The sequence below is a fragment of the Faecalibacterium sp. Marseille-P9312 genome (assembly GCF_902497445.1).
GTDB lineage: Bacteria > Bacillota > Clostridia > Oscillospirales > Ruminococcaceae > Faecalibacterium > Faecalibacterium longum.
The window spans coordinates 23,524-38,569 of the sequence record NZ_CABVEW010000007.1 but is presented as its reverse complement, the minus strand read 5'-3'; the positions used below and the strand labels follow the sequence as shown (position 1 = coordinate 38,569).

12 protein-coding genes are annotated in these 15,046 nt (G+C 60.7%); 2 read left to right on the top strand and 10 right to left on the bottom strand.

Annotated features, from left to right (window positions below):
• Nucleotides 1-41 precede the first annotated feature (41 nt).
• Complete coding sequence (locus F3G95_RS06925; RefSeq protein ID WP_015565596.1) at nucleotides 42-482, top strand: Lrp/AsnC family transcriptional regulator; 441 nt, start codon at nucleotides 42-44, stop codon at nucleotides 480-482.
• Nucleotides 483-619: 137 nt separating this feature from the next.
• Nucleotides 620-1,186 carry a DUF4358 domain-containing protein gene (locus tag F3G95_RS06920; RefSeq protein ID WP_149794373.1) on the top strand — a complete coding sequence of 189 codons (567 nt, stop codon included), beginning with the start codon at nucleotides 620-622 and terminating at the stop codon, nucleotides 1,184-1,186.
• Nucleotides 1,187-1,247: 61 nt separating this feature from the next.
• On the opposite strand, the gene F3G95_RS06915 is transcribed toward F3G95_RS06920, so the two are convergent.
• The 10 genes from F3G95_RS06915 to F3G95_RS06870 form a co-directional block, all read right to left on the bottom strand.
• A complete protein-coding gene (locus F3G95_RS06915; RefSeq protein WP_149794372.1) occupies nucleotides 1,248-2,384 on the bottom strand; it encodes a GDSL-type esterase/lipase family protein in 1,137 nt (378 codons plus the stop codon).
• A gap of 24 nt (nucleotides 2,385-2,408) precedes the next feature.
• Nucleotides 2,409-4,136, bottom strand: coding sequence for a class I adenylate-forming enzyme family protein (locus F3G95_RS06910; RefSeq protein ID WP_149794371.1), 1,728 nt, complete (start codon nucleotides 4,134-4,136; stop codon nucleotides 2,409-2,411).
• Between the two features lie 149 nt (nucleotides 4,137-4,285).
• On the bottom strand, nucleotides 4,286-5,218 hold the full coding sequence (locus tag F3G95_RS06905; RefSeq protein ID WP_149794370.1) for an ATP-binding cassette domain-containing protein: 933 nt from the start codon (nucleotides 5,216-5,218) through the stop codon (nucleotides 4,286-4,288).
• 1 nt (nucleotide 5,219) lies between these two features.
• Nucleotides 5,220-6,272 carry an ABC transporter ATP-binding protein gene (locus F3G95_RS06900; RefSeq protein ID WP_149794369.1) on the bottom strand — a complete coding sequence of 351 codons (1,053 nt, stop codon included), beginning with the start codon at nucleotides 6,270-6,272 and terminating at the stop codon, nucleotides 5,220-5,222.
• 12 nt (nucleotides 6,273-6,284) lie between these two features.
• Nucleotides 6,285-7,316, bottom strand: a complete 1,032-nt coding sequence (locus F3G95_RS06895) for an ABC transporter permease (protein WP_015565602.1) — start codon at nucleotides 7,314-7,316, stop codon at nucleotides 6,285-6,287.
• Nucleotides 7,316-8,257, bottom strand: coding sequence for an ABC transporter permease (locus tag F3G95_RS06890; RefSeq protein ID WP_149794368.1), 942 nt, complete (start codon nucleotides 8,255-8,257; stop codon nucleotides 7,316-7,318). Before F3G95_RS06890 ends, F3G95_RS06895 begins: the two co-directional genes overlap by 1 nt.
• Before the next feature lie 189 nt (nucleotides 8,258-8,446).
• Nucleotides 8,447-10,483 carry an ABC transporter substrate-binding protein gene (locus F3G95_RS06885; protein ID WP_242699569.1) on the bottom strand — a complete coding sequence of 679 codons (2,037 nt, stop codon included), beginning with the start codon at nucleotides 10,481-10,483 and terminating at the stop codon, nucleotides 8,447-8,449.
• Between the two features lie 197 nt (nucleotides 10,484-10,680).
• Nucleotides 10,681-11,985 (bottom strand): 4Fe-4S dicluster domain-containing protein, encoded by a 1,305-nt coding sequence (locus F3G95_RS14050; protein WP_149794367.1) that lies wholly within the window; start codon nucleotides 11,983-11,985, stop codon nucleotides 10,681-10,683.
• Between the two features lie 7 nt (nucleotides 11,986-11,992).
• Complete coding sequence (tig, locus tag F3G95_RS06875; protein WP_149794366.1) at nucleotides 11,993-12,970, bottom strand: trigger factor; 978 nt, start codon at nucleotides 12,968-12,970, stop codon at nucleotides 11,993-11,995.
• A 99-nt stretch (nucleotides 12,971-13,069) separates the two neighbouring features.
• Entirely contained in the window at nucleotides 13,070-14,992 is a 1,923-nt protein-coding gene (locus F3G95_RS06870; protein WP_149794365.1) for a hypothetical protein, read from the bottom strand.
• Nucleotides 14,993-15,046 lie beyond the last annotated feature (54 nt).

Here is a 15,046-nt window from a genome sequence, read left to right as displayed (position 1 = left end):
TTTTATGTAATGTAACATATTTCAAAAGGAGTACTTTTCCTATGGACGATTTGGACCGCAAGATTCTCGCCCTCCTCGCAAAGAACGCCCGTATGCCGGTGAAGGAGATCGCCGAAAAGGTGGCGCTGACCAGTCCCGCTGTCTCCAGCCGCATCCACAAGCTGGAAACGGACGGCATCATCAGCGGCTATACCGTGATGCTCAACCGCCCGTCTGACCGGGTCTATGTGGATGCTCTCATCAGCCTCTCGGTGGCCCCGTCCCAGCGGGACGAGCTGGTGGAGCTGATGAAGAACAGCAAAGAGGTGCTGCAGTGCTACCACGTCACGGGCGCTTACACCTTCCTCATCAAGGTGAGCTGCGGCAGTATGCCCCAGCTGGAACACCTTATCTTACAGTTCCAGAAGCTGGGTACCACCAGCACCCAGATCATCCTCTCGACTCCCGTCAATCACGGTGACCTTGAGGCCATGATGCTGTAAGCGTTCATAGAACTGTTACACTTGTGGGTGCAATTTTCGCCCGCCGTGGGTCGTTTACCGAATAGCAGGGATAAAACATCAAATACTATCACTGCACACCGAAAACCTCACCCTGCGAATGAAAGGATAAATTGAATATGAAACGTATCATTGCTTGTCTGATGGCCGGCGTCATGCTGCTGGCTCTGGTGGGCTGCGGCGCGTCGGGCAGCTCCGGCAGCGCGTCTTCTGCCGCGAAGAAAGATTACACCCAGATCCTCCACGACGCCCGCAGCGACGAGGACAACGAGTATGAGATGATATTCACCAAAGGCGAGGACGGCAAGTTCACCGCCCAGTACGGCTACAGCGCCGAGTATGAGGCCGACCAGCTCTCCGATGAGGTGGCCAACATGATGATGCCTCTGCTGGGCCTCGAGGACGATATGTACGACGACTTCGCCGCCTCAGTGTCCGGCATGATGGTCAGAGTCTACGGCGTGGCCATCGTCAAGCCCGCCGAGGGCAAGACGCAGGACGTGGTGGATGCGCTGGATGCCTATGTCCAGAGCCAGCAGAAGTCCATGGAGCATTACCTCGAAGATCAGTACCAGATCGCTTCTGCCGCCCGCGTGGCGACTGTCCCCACCGGCGAGGTGGTCATGGTCTGCTGTGAGGACAGCGACACCGTCTTTGAAAACATCAAAAAGGCTCTGGCCGCATAACGTATCGTAGGAAAAAGCCCCCGCTTCCAGCTGGAAACGGGGGCTTTGCTGTATTTGTTGATCACGGGTTCTCGATGGCGTTCACGAGCTTGTTGGCGATGTACTGGTGGCCCTTGATGGTGGGATGCACGTCGATGGTGGTCTCCGTGTTGGGGATGGCCACATAAGTCAAGTTATAAGTCTTGGCAATCTGCTTCTCAAACTTGTTCAGCTTGTTGAAGTAGCTGCGCCAGCAGGGGATGAGCGGCACAGGGTTGGTGTAGCCCACGAGGATGATCTGGGCATCCGGATTCAGATTGCGGATCTCCTGCACGATGGAGATGAGGGCTGCGGTGGTCTTGGGGTAAGTCTCGTCGCAGATCTTGCTCATGCCGGAGAAGAGCAGATTCCAGGTGGCGTCCCTCTCGGCCTTGGTCAGGTCCATCGCCTTGATGCTGCGGTAGATGGTGGACATGGTGGAGCCGGAACCTTCATTGCGCAGGTCGCCGGCCAGAATGGTAGCGGCCAGCTTCTCGCTCTTCCAGTTGGTGGCGTTGCCCAGAGCCACGATGCAGGGGACGAAGGCGTCGTTGGAGCCGATCTGGACGGAGACGACGTCGGCCTTGCGGATGTAGTCCTGGAACTCAGGGTAGTTGTACTCGCAGCCGGACGCCATGTTCATCTGGGGCATCTTGCCGTACCGGATCATGTCCGCGAGGTCGGGAGCCGTCAGGGCCGGCAGGCCGAGGTTGATGGCGTGGTCACGGTCGAGGCCGAGAGCTGCAGCCACCTTGCCGACATAGCAGTCGGGAGAGTAGCCATGGAAGTTGGGAGCCATATCGACGCTGTAGCCGGAGCGCGCACTGTACTGGACATCGGCCAGGCCGACGCCGGACACGATGCTGTCGCCCAGTGCGACGTAGGTGAGCTGCTCGTCCTTGGTGCCATCAGCCTTGACCTCGGCTTTAGCAGCGGTCGCTGCTGAGGCTGCGTCGTACGCAGAAGGGACCGGGTCGGCCTGAGCCGTCTCGGTGGCAGAAGCCGCGGCCTCCGCCGGAGTCTCGGGCTGCAGGGCAGCCTCCGGGTTCAGGGTGACGATGACATGATCATCGCCGGCGGCGTCCGCAGCGGCCTCGGTCCCCTCGGCCAGCGCGGGGACGCTGAGCAGGGAGACGAGCAGCAGGGCAGAGACCGCCAGACTTGCAAAACGCTTGTTCATGGCAGAAGAGTCCTTTCATGAAAATCAATAGTCGCGGGGGGAGATGTCAGCTTCGAGCTGACGGTAATCGACCTTGCCCACAGGGGTCATGGGCATACTGGAAATAAACTTGTAGGCCACGGGCTGGACGTATTCGGGCAGCTCCTCGGCGCACATCCGCTCCAGCTCCCGGATCACCTGCTTTTTCTTGGCGGTGGTGTCGGCCTTGAGCACGATGTAGACGAAGGGCAGACGGCCCTGGGTGTGGTCTTTGTCTGCGCAGCCCACCACAGAGCACTGATGCACAGCGGGGTGGCGGCTGACGACGTTCTCGATCATGGAGGGGAACACCTTGAAGCCGTCGTGGCGGATGATCATCCGCTTGATCCGGGAATCCAGGAACACAAAGCCGTCCTCGTCCAGATAGCCCATGTCGCCGGTGTGGACCCAGATGCGGCCATCCGGGTGGCGGCGAAGGATCATGGCCGTCTCGTCAGCCTTATTGTAGTAGCCCTTCATCAGGCAGGGGCCGGAGATGCACAGCTCGCCCCGCTGGCCGATGGGCAGCTCCTGATCGGTGCCCGGCTCAAAGGCCGCCACCACGGTGTTCACCATGGGGATGCCCACACTGCCGGGCTTGTTGTCCAGCCCGGCGGCCACCGTGGCTGCCGAGGACACTTCAGTCATGCCGTAGCCCTTGGCAATGGGGTACCGGGCCCCGTGGGCAGCCAGAAAATCGTTGACGGTCTGCTCGGCCCCCCGGGAGAGGGAGTCGCCGCCGGCGGCGTAGTTGATGATGAAAGAAAGGTCCTTGTCCCGCAGCTTGGGGTCTGCGGCCAGCTGCTGGTAGTGGGTGGGCACGCCGAACATATGCTCGGGCTTGTGCTTCAGCACCAGACTGCCCAGCTTGGCCGGGTCCAGATTGGGGATGATCACCACCGTAAAGCCCAGCACCAGGGGCAGATGGATGCCGCAGGCAAAGCCGTAGGCGATAAAGGGGGGCATCACGTTCATCAGCTTCTGCCCCCGGTGGAACAGCTTGGGGTAAGCCTGGAACTGCAGGGCGATGCCGTTGAAGCAGTCGTCCGTCAGCATGACCCCCTTGGGGGAGCCGGTGGTGCCGCCGGTGTGTACCACCACGCAGGCATGGTCTGGGTCATAGGGCTCCGCAGCGGTGCTCTGGCCCTCGCCGCCCTTGATGAACTGCTTCCAGCGGATGACGTTGGAAGCATATTTGTTCTTGTCGGGGGTGGTCAGCTTGTAACCTACGGCCATCACCGGGGGCAGAGAGTCGGCCGGAGAGAGGACGATGACCTTTTCCACGTTGGTGCGCTTTGCGGCCTGACGGCAGCGCTCGTACACCACGTTCAGGCAGACCAGCAGGTGGGAATCCACCTCTTCGATATACTCACGGATGCCCTCGACGCTGTAGCGGGGGTCCACAAGGTTCAGGGTGGCTCCCATCATGTCGGCGGCGTAGAACAGGGCGATGATCTCCGGGGTCATGATGCTGACCACCGTGATGATGTCGCCCTTTTTCACCCCGGCGCCCCGCAGGGCGGCGGCAGTCTTTTTTACGTTGACGATGAGGTCGGCGTAGGTGAACTTGCGGCCGTAGTATTCCAGAGCCGTGTCGTTCAGGTGGTTCTTGCTCCGCTGGCAGACATACTCAAAGGCCGAGAGGGCAGGCAGGGTCTGATCGATGAATTTCTGGTCGTAATACTTGAGCCAGGGCTTGGCCTGGGATGCGTAAACAGGATTCTGCGTCGTCATCAATTTCTCATTCCTTTATGTTTGTAGACCCGCGCGGGGGCCAATGTTTTGTTTCGTTTTGTTACAAAGCCACTCCTGTTATTGTAGTAGAGCAGAGAACAAAAGTCAATAAACAGAGAGGCAACAATGAGAAAAACGCAAGAAAAAGTTTACGATTCCCGGCACCAGTCTTCGGCCTCGGAGGCGCTGCAGAGCACCCAGTGACGGGGCCGAAGCTCCCGCCACTGGGGAGCCTCCGTAGAGTAGTCGTGCATGGAGGGGTCATAGACCAGCAGCTTTTTCTGCCGCTCGCGGCGGGGGCTGGGCATGGGGATGGCCGACAGCAGGCTGCGGGTATAGGGGTGGATGGCGTGGGTCACCAGTTCTTCGGCGTCAGCCAGCTCCACGATGTCGCCCTTGTGGATGACGGCGATGCGGTCGGAGATGTAGCGCATGACGGAGAGGTCATGGGCGATGAAGAGGTAGGTGATGCCGCGCTCTTTCTGCATATGGCGCAGAAGGTTCAGGACCTGGGCGCGGATGGACATATCCAGTGCCGAGATGGGCTCGTCGGCGATGATGAATTCCGGCTCCACGATGAGAGCCCGGGCGATGCCGATGCGCTGGCGCTGGCCGCCCGAGAACTCGTGGGGGAAGCGGGACGCAAACTCGGGCAGCAGGCCCACATCCAGCAGCGCCTGACGGACTTTTTCGTCCCGCTCGGCGGCGGAGAGGTCGGGCCGGACGTTCATCAGGCCCTCGCCTACGATGTAGCCCACCTTGGCGCGCTCGTTCAGGGAGGACTGGGGGTCCTGGAATATCATCTGAATTTCCTTGATGACCTGCTTGTCCAGCGCGTGGGAGATCTTGCCGTTTATCTTCTGGCCCTTATAGAACACCTCGCCGCCCGAGGTGGGCAGGATGCGCATGATGGCCCGGCCGATGGTGGTCTTGCCCGAGCCGGACTCGCCCACCAGACCGAAGGTCTCGCCCTTATAGATGGTGAAGTTTGCGTTCTTGACGGCCTTGTAAGCCTTGCGGCCGGAGCCGTAGGTCACTTCGAGGTTTTTTACCTCGACCAGAACTTCGCGTTCGTCTGCCATGTTATTTGCCCTCCTCTTGCAGCATCCGCACAGCGGCGGGCGGTTCTATCTTGGGTGCGCGGGGGTCGAGAAGCCAGGTCTTGGCCCGGTGGGTCGTGCTGACATCAAAATAAGGGGGACGCTTGACGAAGTCGATCTTCAGTGCCAGCGGGTTGCGGGGCGCGAAAGCGTCACCGTGAATTTCCGTGAAGAGGTTCGGGGGCGTACCCTGAATGTTGAACAGGTCTTCGCCCTTCACGCCCATCTGGGGCATACTGGACAGCAGCGCCCAGGTGTAGGGGTGGCGGGGGTCGTAGTAGATCTCATCCGAAGTGCCGATCTCCACGATGTCGCCGGCATACATGACGGCCACACGGTCGGCGATGTTGGCCACGACGCCGAGGTCATGGGTGATGAGGATGATGGTGAGGTTATATTTGACCCGCATCTCCTTCAGCAGCTCGAGGATCTGGGCCTGGATGGTCACGTCCAGAGCCGTCGTGGGCTCATCGCAGATCAGGATCTGCGGGTTGCAGGCCACAGCGATGGCGATGACGACGCGCTGGCGCATACCGCCTGAGAACTCGTGGGGATACTGCTTGAAGCGCACTTCCGGGTCGGCGATGCCGACATCCCGCAGGTACTCGAGGGTCTTCTCCCTGGCGGCAGCGCCCTTGAGGCCCTGATGGAGCTCCACAGCCTCCATGATCTGGTCGCCGATGGTCTTCAGAGGGTTCAGGCTGGTCATGGGGTCCTGCATGATCATGGCAATCTCGTGGCCGCGGACTTTCAGCCAGTCCTTCTCCTTTTTCAACTCGGAGAGCCGGATGGGCTGGTGGTCGTCGGCACCGAAGTAGTCGATGGTGCCGGAAGTGATGGAGCCGTTGGAGTCCAGCAGGCCCATGAAGGACTTGGTGAACACGCTTTTGCCCGAGCCGGATTCGCCCACGATGGCGAGGACTTCGCCGTGGTAGACGTCGAGGTCGATGCCCCGGATGGCGTGGAGGATCTTTCCACGCAGATTGAATTTGATGTTGAGATCCCGCACAGAGAGGATCAGTTCATTCTTTTTCATGCCTGTTCCTCCTTACTGCAGATGATTCTTCGGGTCGGCTGCGTCAGAGAAAGCGTTGCCGATGAGGTAGAACGCGATGGTGACGAAGCTGAGGATGATGGTGGGGTAGAGCAGCTGATAGCGCAGGCCGGCCTGCATCATGACCTTGCGGCCATCGTTGATGAGGTTGCCCAGAGAAGGCACCTCGACAGAGAGGCCGAGGCCGATGTAGGTGATGAAGACCTCGCTGCCGATGGCGGCGGGGATGGTCAGGGCCATGCGGAGCATGATGACCGACACGAGGTAGGGCAGCAGGTTGCGCACCACGATGCGGGAGGTGGGGGTGCCGATGCAGCGGGATGCCACGTTGTAGTCACGGTCACGGATGATGAGGATCTGGTTGCGGATAAAACGCGCCATGGCGATCCAGCCCGTGATGGACATGCCCAGGATCAGCGTCTGGACGCTGGGGCTGGCAACGTAGGAAATAAGGATCAGGATGATGGTGGAAGGCACGTTGTCGCAGATGTTGTACAGCTCGGTGAAGAAGAAGTCCAGCTGACGGACATAGCCCCAGAGCACACCCACCGTGATGCCCACCACGGCCTCGATGAGGGCCACGAAGAAGGCGATGGTCAGGCTGGTGCGGGCGCCGGCCCAGATGCGGGCCCAGAGGTCCTGGCCGATGGCGTTGGAACCCCAGATGAAGCCCTTTTCACCGGGGGCGATGTTGCGGTACTGGATGCCGGTGGCGGGGTCCACGGCGCAGAGGTTGGGGTCTGCCTGACCGGGCAGGCAGGGCTGCAAAAATGCAAAGGCCACCACGGCGATGAGGGCGACGAGCAGCAGCACGGCCACGCGGTTCTTGAAGAAGGCGCGGAAGGTGCTGCCCCAGTAGCTGTAGTTGGAGTAGGACGTGGCCTCGGCCCGCTCTTCGCTGAACCCGGCGGGGGTGAACAGCTCTTCTTCGGGCAGCTTTGCCCATGCGGCGGGGCCGTCCGCCTGTAACTTATCCAGTTCTGCCTCGAGCTGGTGTGCTTTTTCATCTTTCATACGGAAAAGCATTATCGGCCACCTTCTTTCTTGCCAAAGCTGATGCGGGGGTCAATGAGCACCATGAGCAGGTCGCCCAGGATCAGGCCGATGATGCCCACGCAGGCGTAGAGCAGAACGATGCCCTGCACCATCGTGTTGTCGTGGCGCTGGACACAGGTGACCAGCAGGCCGCCCATGCCCGGGATGCTGTAGAGGCTCTCGATGTAGATGGAGCCGACCACAGTGTTCAGGAAGGCGGAGGGAATATACTGCACCAGCGGCACCATTGCGTTGCGGAAGATGTGGCGCAGGGCGATGTTGTTCTCACTCACGCCCTTGGCACGGGCAAGGCGGACATAGTCCTTGTTGCTCTCGTCCACCATGTACCGGCGCAGCCACATGGCGTAGAACGCCACGTTGCCCAGACTCATGGAGCAGACGGGCAGCACCCAGTATTTCCAGTTGGAGGCGTCGAAGAGCAGGCCCACGTTCAGCGCGGTGGTGCCGTACATCTGGATGTACAGATAATACACTGCCGCAGGCACAGCCTGGATGAGGACGATGATGGCCGTGCCGATCTTATCGGGCCAGCGGCTCTTGAAGCGGCCCATGAACAGGCCCATCGGGATGCCGATGACAAGGCTCAGCAGCATGGCGTACACGCCCATCTGGATGGAGATGGGCAGCTTCTTGGCGAGGATGCCGGTGACGGAGGCGTTGACCTTATAGATGTGGCTCACGCCGAGGTCGCCGTGGAGCATATTGACCCAGAAGCGGCCGATCTGCACCGGCAGCGGGTCCAACAGGCCCATGGACTGTAAGCCGGCCTGTATCTGGGCCTCGGTCATTTTTTCGTAGTTAGCAAAATAGCCTTCCACCGGCATCAGCCGCAAAAGGCAGAAAACGAGCGTGACGATAATAAACAGGGTCAGTATCGAGCGCCCGATGCGTTTCGCCAGATATTTGAGCATATCTGTGCGCACCCCTCTCTTTTATAAAATGAATGTCGGATAGGAATAGAATACAACAAAAAACCACTTTTGGAAAGTGATTTAGCAAAGTTCGTTACAAAAATTCATGTAAGAGGCTTCAGAAACGAAAAGCTCTCCGCTTTCCCGTGGGAAAACGGAGAGCTTTGGAGCGGGCAGACTCAAAAAGTCTTAGCGGGCGTCGCGGTTGGCCTCGTACTCGCTCATGGAGATGTAGTGGTCGAGGACGTGGATGCCCTTCAGACGCTTGTTGGAGAAGCCGGTGGAAGCGTACTGGCCCTCCCAGTAGTTCAGACGGGTGGCGATGTAGGCCGGGATGCTCATGCCCATGGGGACGACGAGGGCATTGTTGATGAGGGAAGCCTCGGCGTTGGCGAAGGCATCGTAGCGGGCGTTGATGTCGTCGGTGATCTTGACAGCCTCTTCGATGGCCTTCATGTAGTTCATGACGGCGTCCGCGGTGTCGCCGGTGATGAAGCCGTCCTCGACGCCGGTGCGCAGGAAGGCGTAGCGGCTGCCGCGTGCGCCCTCGGCCTGATAGAAGGGGTCGGTCTCGGTCTGGGGGTCGGAGTAGTCAGCGCCCCAGTTGCACTGCAGGAAAGCGAACTTGCCGTTGCGTCGGACGCTGGACAGGAAGCTGTCGGAGGGGCCGGCAGTGATGATGATGTCGATGAAATCGAAACCGTCGTTCAGCACACCCTCGAGCTGCTGCTTGAACACCTGGCACTGCTTGTCCCAGTCGGTGGAAGAGGGATTATAGGGCATCTGCACCTTGATGGGGAAGGTCACACCAGCAGCGGTCAGCTCCGGGATGGCAGCGTCGCGGTACTCCTTGGCCTTCGCCTCGTCGAAGAACTCGGTGATGTTGGCCAGGTCGCCGCACTTGAGGTAGTCCACGCCGTCAGCGTTGGCACAGAAGCTGGGGGGAGTGATGGTGTTCAGCTTGTAGTTGTCGTAGCCCTCGGGTGCCTTGACGGCCAGCGTGACCGAGTTGTTGATGCCGTAGAGGAAGGACTTGCGGAAGTTGGTGTTGTTGATGGCCTTGGCCCAGTTCTCCGGCTCGTACTCGGCGTCCATGCCCTCCACGCTCCAGTTGGAGAACTCGTGGGAGAAGGGCATGAAGTTGAACATATAGAAGTAGGTGTAGTTGGTGTTGGGGCGGTCCATGGACACCATGTCCTTGGTGGTGTCGTCGGACAGCCAGCTGTCGAGGATGTCGGAGCCGATGGTGGCCTCGTCGATCTCGCCGCGCTTGATCATCTCGGGGCCGTTGACGCTGGCCTCGGCGTTGTAGATGCGGCTGATGGTGTCGATGAAGACGTTGTCAGCGTCGTAGTTCTCGGGGTTCTTCTTCATGACCCAGGTCTCCAGAGACTCGTAGGCGGCCAGATAGAAGGCACCGCAGCTGTAGGTGGTCTCTGCGCTGGTGGCGAACTGGTCGCCGGTCTCTTCCAGCAGCGGGCCGTAAGCGGGCTCGTAGGGCAGATAGCACAGCAGGCTCAGGAAGCCCGGGAAGTCGTAGGTCAGGGTGTAGGTCAGGGTGTGGTCATCCACAGCGGTGACACCCACGGCGTCGAAGTCCACCGGTGCGTAGGTGGCGGGGTCAGAGTCGGGGGCAGTCACGGTGACGACGCCGCTGCCGTCCACGGTGTAGGTGGTGCCGTCATCGTCCACGACGCCGGTGTTGGCGTTGTTTAGATAGAGGTGGTAGTTGTAGTAGTCGTCAGCGCCTGCGATGTAAGCGGTGACGAGGCCCACGTTGGAGGCGGCGTAGTCCGGGGTCAGGACGTACTTCAGAGCGTCCACGAAGTCCTGTGCGGTGACGGGGGCCACGACCTCGCCGTTGCAGTCCACCCAGTTCTCCTCACGCAGATGGAACGTCCAGGTCAGGGTGTCGGCATCCCAGTCCCAGCTGGTGGCCAGGCCTTCGCGCATGACGCCCTTGTTGTCGTACTCGACCAGCGTATCCACGCAGTTTGCGCCCACGACCATCTCAAGGTCAGTGCCGGTGGTCAGGTAGTTCAGGGTAGCGGGCTGGCTGTCGTACAGGATGGTGTAGCTGGAGCCGGAACCGGAAGAGGCTGCGCCGGAAGCGCTGCCGGAGGAAGAGCCGCCGCAGCCAGTCAGCAGGCCGGCTGCGCAGGCACCGGCGGCTGCCAGGCCGCTGGCCTTCAGGAACTGACGGCGGGAGATGGAAGTGTTCATCATAAATTCCCTCTTTTCTTGTTTTTGCTGTACAAAGGACAGCATCGCGTTGTGCGGTGTCCGCTGTTTCCCGGCAACGGACAGATGGACCGTTTTTTATGAAAAAAGAGCAACGGAAATCCATCCGTTACTCCTTTGTAACAGTCCTGGCCACCAAACAGTGTGGTCATAACTGAGTATAGCATTGATTTGCGGCCGCGTCAATCCTTTTCGGGTGCAGATGCTGTTTTTGCAACAGAAACAGCTGTTGCTGCCGCGGCGGCAGGTGCGGCAGAGACGGGAGCCGCTGCCGTTTCGGCTGCGGCGGCACCGGAAGCATTTGCGGCATTTTCAGCGGCCAGCTCTGCGGCAGCGGCCTTTGCGGCCTCCTCCGCTGCCTTGCGGGCCTCGCGCTCGGCGATCCGCTCCCTGGCGCGGGCTGCGGCCTCCTCCTGACGCTGCTTGGTGCGGCGCTTGATGCGGCAGACCGAGCAGATGCCCTCGGAGCTGTTCGGCGCGATGGGCTTGCCGCAGTCGGCGCAGAGGGTCTTGCTGCATTTGTAGACGCTCACCGGGCCGAGGGTGGTGAGCTGGCGGAGCTTCATGCCGTCGATGCCGCTGTTGGAGCAGGCCGCGACGCAGACGCCGCACTCGCTGCACTTCCAGGGCGTGACGACGACGCGGGTCTGGCCGTCGGGCAGGTCCTCCAGTTTGAGCGCACCGGAGCGGCAGGCTTTCTCGCACTTGCCGCAGCCGAAGCACTTCTGGGTGAAGTTCGGCAGATACCAGCCGTAGCGCAGCGGCGTCTCGGAAGCAGCCTTGAGCTGCTTTGTCCGCTGGTGGAGCATGAGGCGGAAGTCGGCGGCGCTGTCCTCCTCGCTGCGCAGGCCGGGCAGCATCTGCAGCAGCTTCTTGGTGCCGGCGCGGGAGCCCTCCGTCATGTGGGAGAACATCTCCCGGCGGCTCAGCTCCTGTACATGGTAGGGCGCTTCGTCCTGCTCATAGGCCAGCGTGACCCGGCTCTCGAAGAGCTGGGGACCGAGGAACTCCACCAGACGGGTCAGCTCCTTTCGGAGCTGGGCGGCGCAGACGTCGTTCTCGCACTCACCGCAGGGGGTCAGGTCGAGGACCAGCTTCTTGTTCAGAGCCAGATAGGCCAGTGTTTCCCACGAGAAGGAGGCCACGCAGGCGCGGACGGCAGTGTTCTTGCGGGTGCTCTTCTCGCAGCCCAGCCAGAGGGTGTCGTTGTCGGTATCAGCCAGCGAGGTGTCCCGCTGTACCTGCTCCGGCGAAGGGACGATGCAGCCCGAGCGGCAGGCGGACACGCAGAGGCCGCAGTCGGTGCAGGGGTCCCAGTCTTTAACGAGGTTGGGGCGGGTGAAGATGGCATCGCCGTAGGGGCAGATGTCTTTGCAGGCCGTGCAGGGGGTGCGGTGGGGGTGGAGATTCCAGCACTGACGGCGGATGACCTCGGGGTGGGAGGTCTTCATCAGGGCGTCCATTGCATAACGGGTAAACAGACCCATAGCGGTATCACTCCTTTTCGGGGGCATCGGTCACGGTGGTGACCTGAGCGTTGTCCAGCAGGAAGCGCTGCACCTTCTTTGCGGCCAGCGCGGCGGCGATGGTATCTTCGGGCAGGGCTTTCCGGATCTCAGCCTCGGGGGTGTCCTGCAGCTGGGACAGGCGGCGGTACTCGGCGTTGACTTCCTCGGGGTGGACGACGATGTTCTCCGCCTCGGCGATGGCCTTGGCGGCCAGCACGAAGCGGATGCGGCTCTCGGCCTGTGCGCGGTAGTCCTTCTCGAGGGCTTCCGGGGTGGTGCGGCTGTTCTTGCAGTGCTGCTCGAGGGTGATGCCGCTGCGGGAGAGGCGCTCTTTCAGCAGCTTCATCTCATTCTGGGCGGTACGGTCGAGAATTTCGGCGGGCAGGTCCACGGTCATGTTGGCACCGGCCATGTCCAGAAGCTGCTTTCCGGCGGCGCGGTCAGCCCCTTCCTCGTGGATCTTCTGCTTTTTGGCGCGAAGGTCAGCCTTCAGCGCATCGAGGGAGTCGAAGCCCAGACTCTTAGCGAAAGCCTCATCCGGTGCGGGCGTGACCTTCTCGGCCAGAGAGCGGAGCTCGATCTCGAACTGTGCGGTCTTGCCGGACAGTTCGGGCAGGCGGAAGTCCTGCGGGTAAGTAAAGTCGAAGCGGAACACCTCGCCGGCACGGTGGCCGTAGATGGCCTGCTCAGCGGCGGGCATCAGCTTACCGTCGCCCAGCACGACCATGACCTTCTCCATCCGGCTGTCGGGGATCTCCTTGCCGTCCATGTAGCCGGCAAAGTCCAGCAGGGCGCGGAAGCCGCGCTTGGCAGGTTCGGTGGTGGGGTGGTAGACGGCGTGCATCCGGGTCTGGTGGACAAGCTCGATGTCCACGGTCTTGTCGGTGACAGGGCGGACGTGACGGGTGACAGCCAGGCCCTTGTACTGGCCCAGCTTCACTTCAGGCGTATTCTTCTTATCCATAGTGGCGTACTCCTTATGACGTAAGCAGGCCGACGGGCGGCGCTGCGGGTTTTATAGCAACAAATCGAATTATACACGTTTTCAGCAGAAAGGGCAAGCTCACAGCCCGTGAGCGGTGAGCCAGGCTTCGGCCACCTGAGAGAACATTTCAGGGTACTGGGCGTTTTCCTCAGGAAAGGCGCTCAGATAATACTCCACTTCCTCCCGGGTGGGGACGGCGGTGCGTTTCCAGATGGTAAAGGTGGTGCCGTTGCCCATGTCAAAGCTTTTTTCAAAGGTGAAATACTGGTCCCGCACCGCCAGAAAACGGTCGTTCAGTTTGATGGACATCTCGCCGCTGCCCATGTAAGTCTGGGGGAATGGCTCGCAGGTGATGACATATTTTGCCTCAAAGAACTGGGTGGGGAAGTTGTGGGTGCCGGGGACCGAGAAGCCGAAGGCCAGCTTGTCGTTGATGGGGGCGTCCGGCAGGCGGCAGTTTTTAAAGTGGTCGGGGTTGTAGAGCATATCGTGGGGGATCATGTAGCTCACTTCGCCCTCGGCGCAGTGGGAGCCGATCCAGTCGGCGATGGCCCGGATCTGGCCGATGTCCTTCCTGTCGTAGATGAGCTTGTCCAGCGAGATGAAATACTCGGTGGCCGGGATCTGGATCGGGAAATGCTCGATGACGAAACCCGGCATGGCCAGCGTAGTCAGCGGCGAACACCGCACTGACATGGACAGCACCAGCACAAAGGCCCAGCACCCCAGCTTGAGGTTCCGGCGGCGCGTGATGCCCTCGGCCAGCGCGGCGGCACCCAGCAGAAAGAGGATGAAGTACCCCGGCAGGAAGAGCAGAAACTGATGCGAGCCGGTGTTCTGCACCCGGGTGAAGAGCAGGATGCTCACCACCAGCTCACACCCGGCGAGACAGGGCAGGGAGGGCGCTCTGTGCTTCGCCGCAAAGGCGAGACCCAGCACCATGAGGAGAATGTTGAACAGGCCCATCCGGCCGATGTGATAGAACGCCTCGAGGGCCAGACCGCCGCCGTTATAATAGGAGTAGCGGCCTGCGTAGTTGTAGGCGAGGATGTGGGACACCATCGGCCAGAGCAGGATGACCATCGCCACGACGGACGCAAGGCCGAAGAGGACGAGGTTTTTGATTCGAACAAGGGCGGCGCTTTTTTCGCCGCCCTTCGCCAACCGCACACAGCCCGCGATGAGCAGCAGCGCGTAAGCGAAGTAGTAGCCCACCACAAAGTAGAGGAACCACCGGCGGGCGAGGATGATGGCGGCAGTGGCCAGGAAGATGAGGCCGAACCGCACCGGCTCCAGCTTGTCGAATCGGAGATCCAGCGTCAGCAGAAGGATCGCAAACGCGAAGATGAGTCCGAACCAGTCCGGCTGGGCCAGCACCGCGCTCATCCGCAGGAAGGGATAAGCCGCCGTGAGCGTCATCCCGAAGAGGAAATAGTACCTCCGGTTCTTCACATTCAGGATCTGCCCGACCTTGACGACGAGGCCCGCCAGCAACACCAGAAGGGTCGGCAGGATGCAGAACACCTGACTGAAGGAATAGGCGTCGCCGGTGTGGTCGGTGAGACAGAAGGGAAACTCGGTAAAGAGGGTGATAAAATTGGTGTAGTCGTCGGCCATGGAGCCGAAGATGTACGCAAGGCCCGCGCCTGCACTCTGGGCAAAGGCGGCTTCGGCGTCGTACTGCTTGAGCAGGTAGTTGGCGTAATCCCAGACGTATACAAAGCTCCGGCTCGATAATGTCCAGTAAAAATAGACGACAGCCACAGCCCAGATGCCGAAGACGACGGCTTTGTGGAAGAAGTCCAGCTCTGTACCTGCCACACGGAGAACGCAGAGGGCCAGAACAAAGAGCCCCACGCTGGCCCAGAGACTGAGCAGCGGGAAAAAGAAGGCGCTGGCCGGTGCAAGCAGCCCCAGAAGAGCCAGCAGCACCGCACAGCTGCCCAGACCGCCCCCCGCCCATTGCAGAGGCGAGATCCGGCGAACAGCAGCAGATAGCATAGAAGGATGATCCCTTTCATTTAACTTCCGGAAAATGCAAAACACAACTTTCCA

Excerpts from the sequence above, each read along its gene's own strand:
- F3G95_RS06900 (WP_149794369.1), bottom strand. The coding sequence starts at position 6,272 with ATGAAAAAGAATGAACTGATCCTCTCTGTGCGGGATCTCAACATCAAA.
- F3G95_RS14050 (WP_149794367.1), bottom strand. The coding sequence starts at position 11,985 with ATGGGTCTGTTTACCCGTTATGCAATGGACGCCCTGATGAAGACCTCC.
- F3G95_RS06890 (WP_149794368.1), bottom strand. The coding sequence starts at position 8,257 with ATGCTCAAATATCTGGCGAAACGCATCGGGCGCTCGATACTGACCCTG.
- F3G95_RS06920 (WP_149794373.1), top strand. The coding sequence starts at position 620 with ATGAAACGTATCATTGCTTGTCTGATGGCCGGCGTCATGCTGCTGGCT.
- F3G95_RS06895 (WP_015565602.1), bottom strand. The coding sequence starts at position 7,316 with ATGCTTTTCCGTATGAAAGATGAAAAAGCACACCAGCTCGAGGCAGAA.
- F3G95_RS06925 (WP_015565596.1), top strand. The coding sequence starts at position 42 with ATGGACGATTTGGACCGCAAGATTCTCGCCCTCCTCGCAAAGAACGCC.
- F3G95_RS06905 (WP_149794370.1), bottom strand. The coding sequence starts at position 5,218 with ATGGCAGACGAACGCGAAGTTCTGGTCGAGGTAAAAAACCTCGAAGTG.
- F3G95_RS06885 (WP_242699569.1), bottom strand. The coding sequence starts at position 10,483 with ATGATGAACACTTCCATCTCCCGCCGTCAGTTCCTGAAGGCCAGCGGC.
- tig (WP_149794366.1), bottom strand. The coding sequence starts at position 12,970 with ATGGATAAGAAGAATACGCCTGAAGTGAAGCTGGGCCAGTACAAGGGC.
- F3G95_RS06910 (WP_149794371.1), bottom strand. The coding sequence starts at position 4,136 with ATGACGACGCAGAATCCTGTTTACGCATCCCAGGCCAAGCCCTGGCTC.
- F3G95_RS06870 (WP_149794365.1), bottom strand. The coding sequence starts at position 14,992 with ATGCTATCTGCTGCTGTTCGCCGGATCTCGCCTCTGCAATGGGCGGGG.
- F3G95_RS06915 (WP_149794372.1), bottom strand. The coding sequence starts at position 2,384 with ATGAACAAGCGTTTTGCAAGTCTGGCGGTCTCTGCCCTGCTGCTCGTC.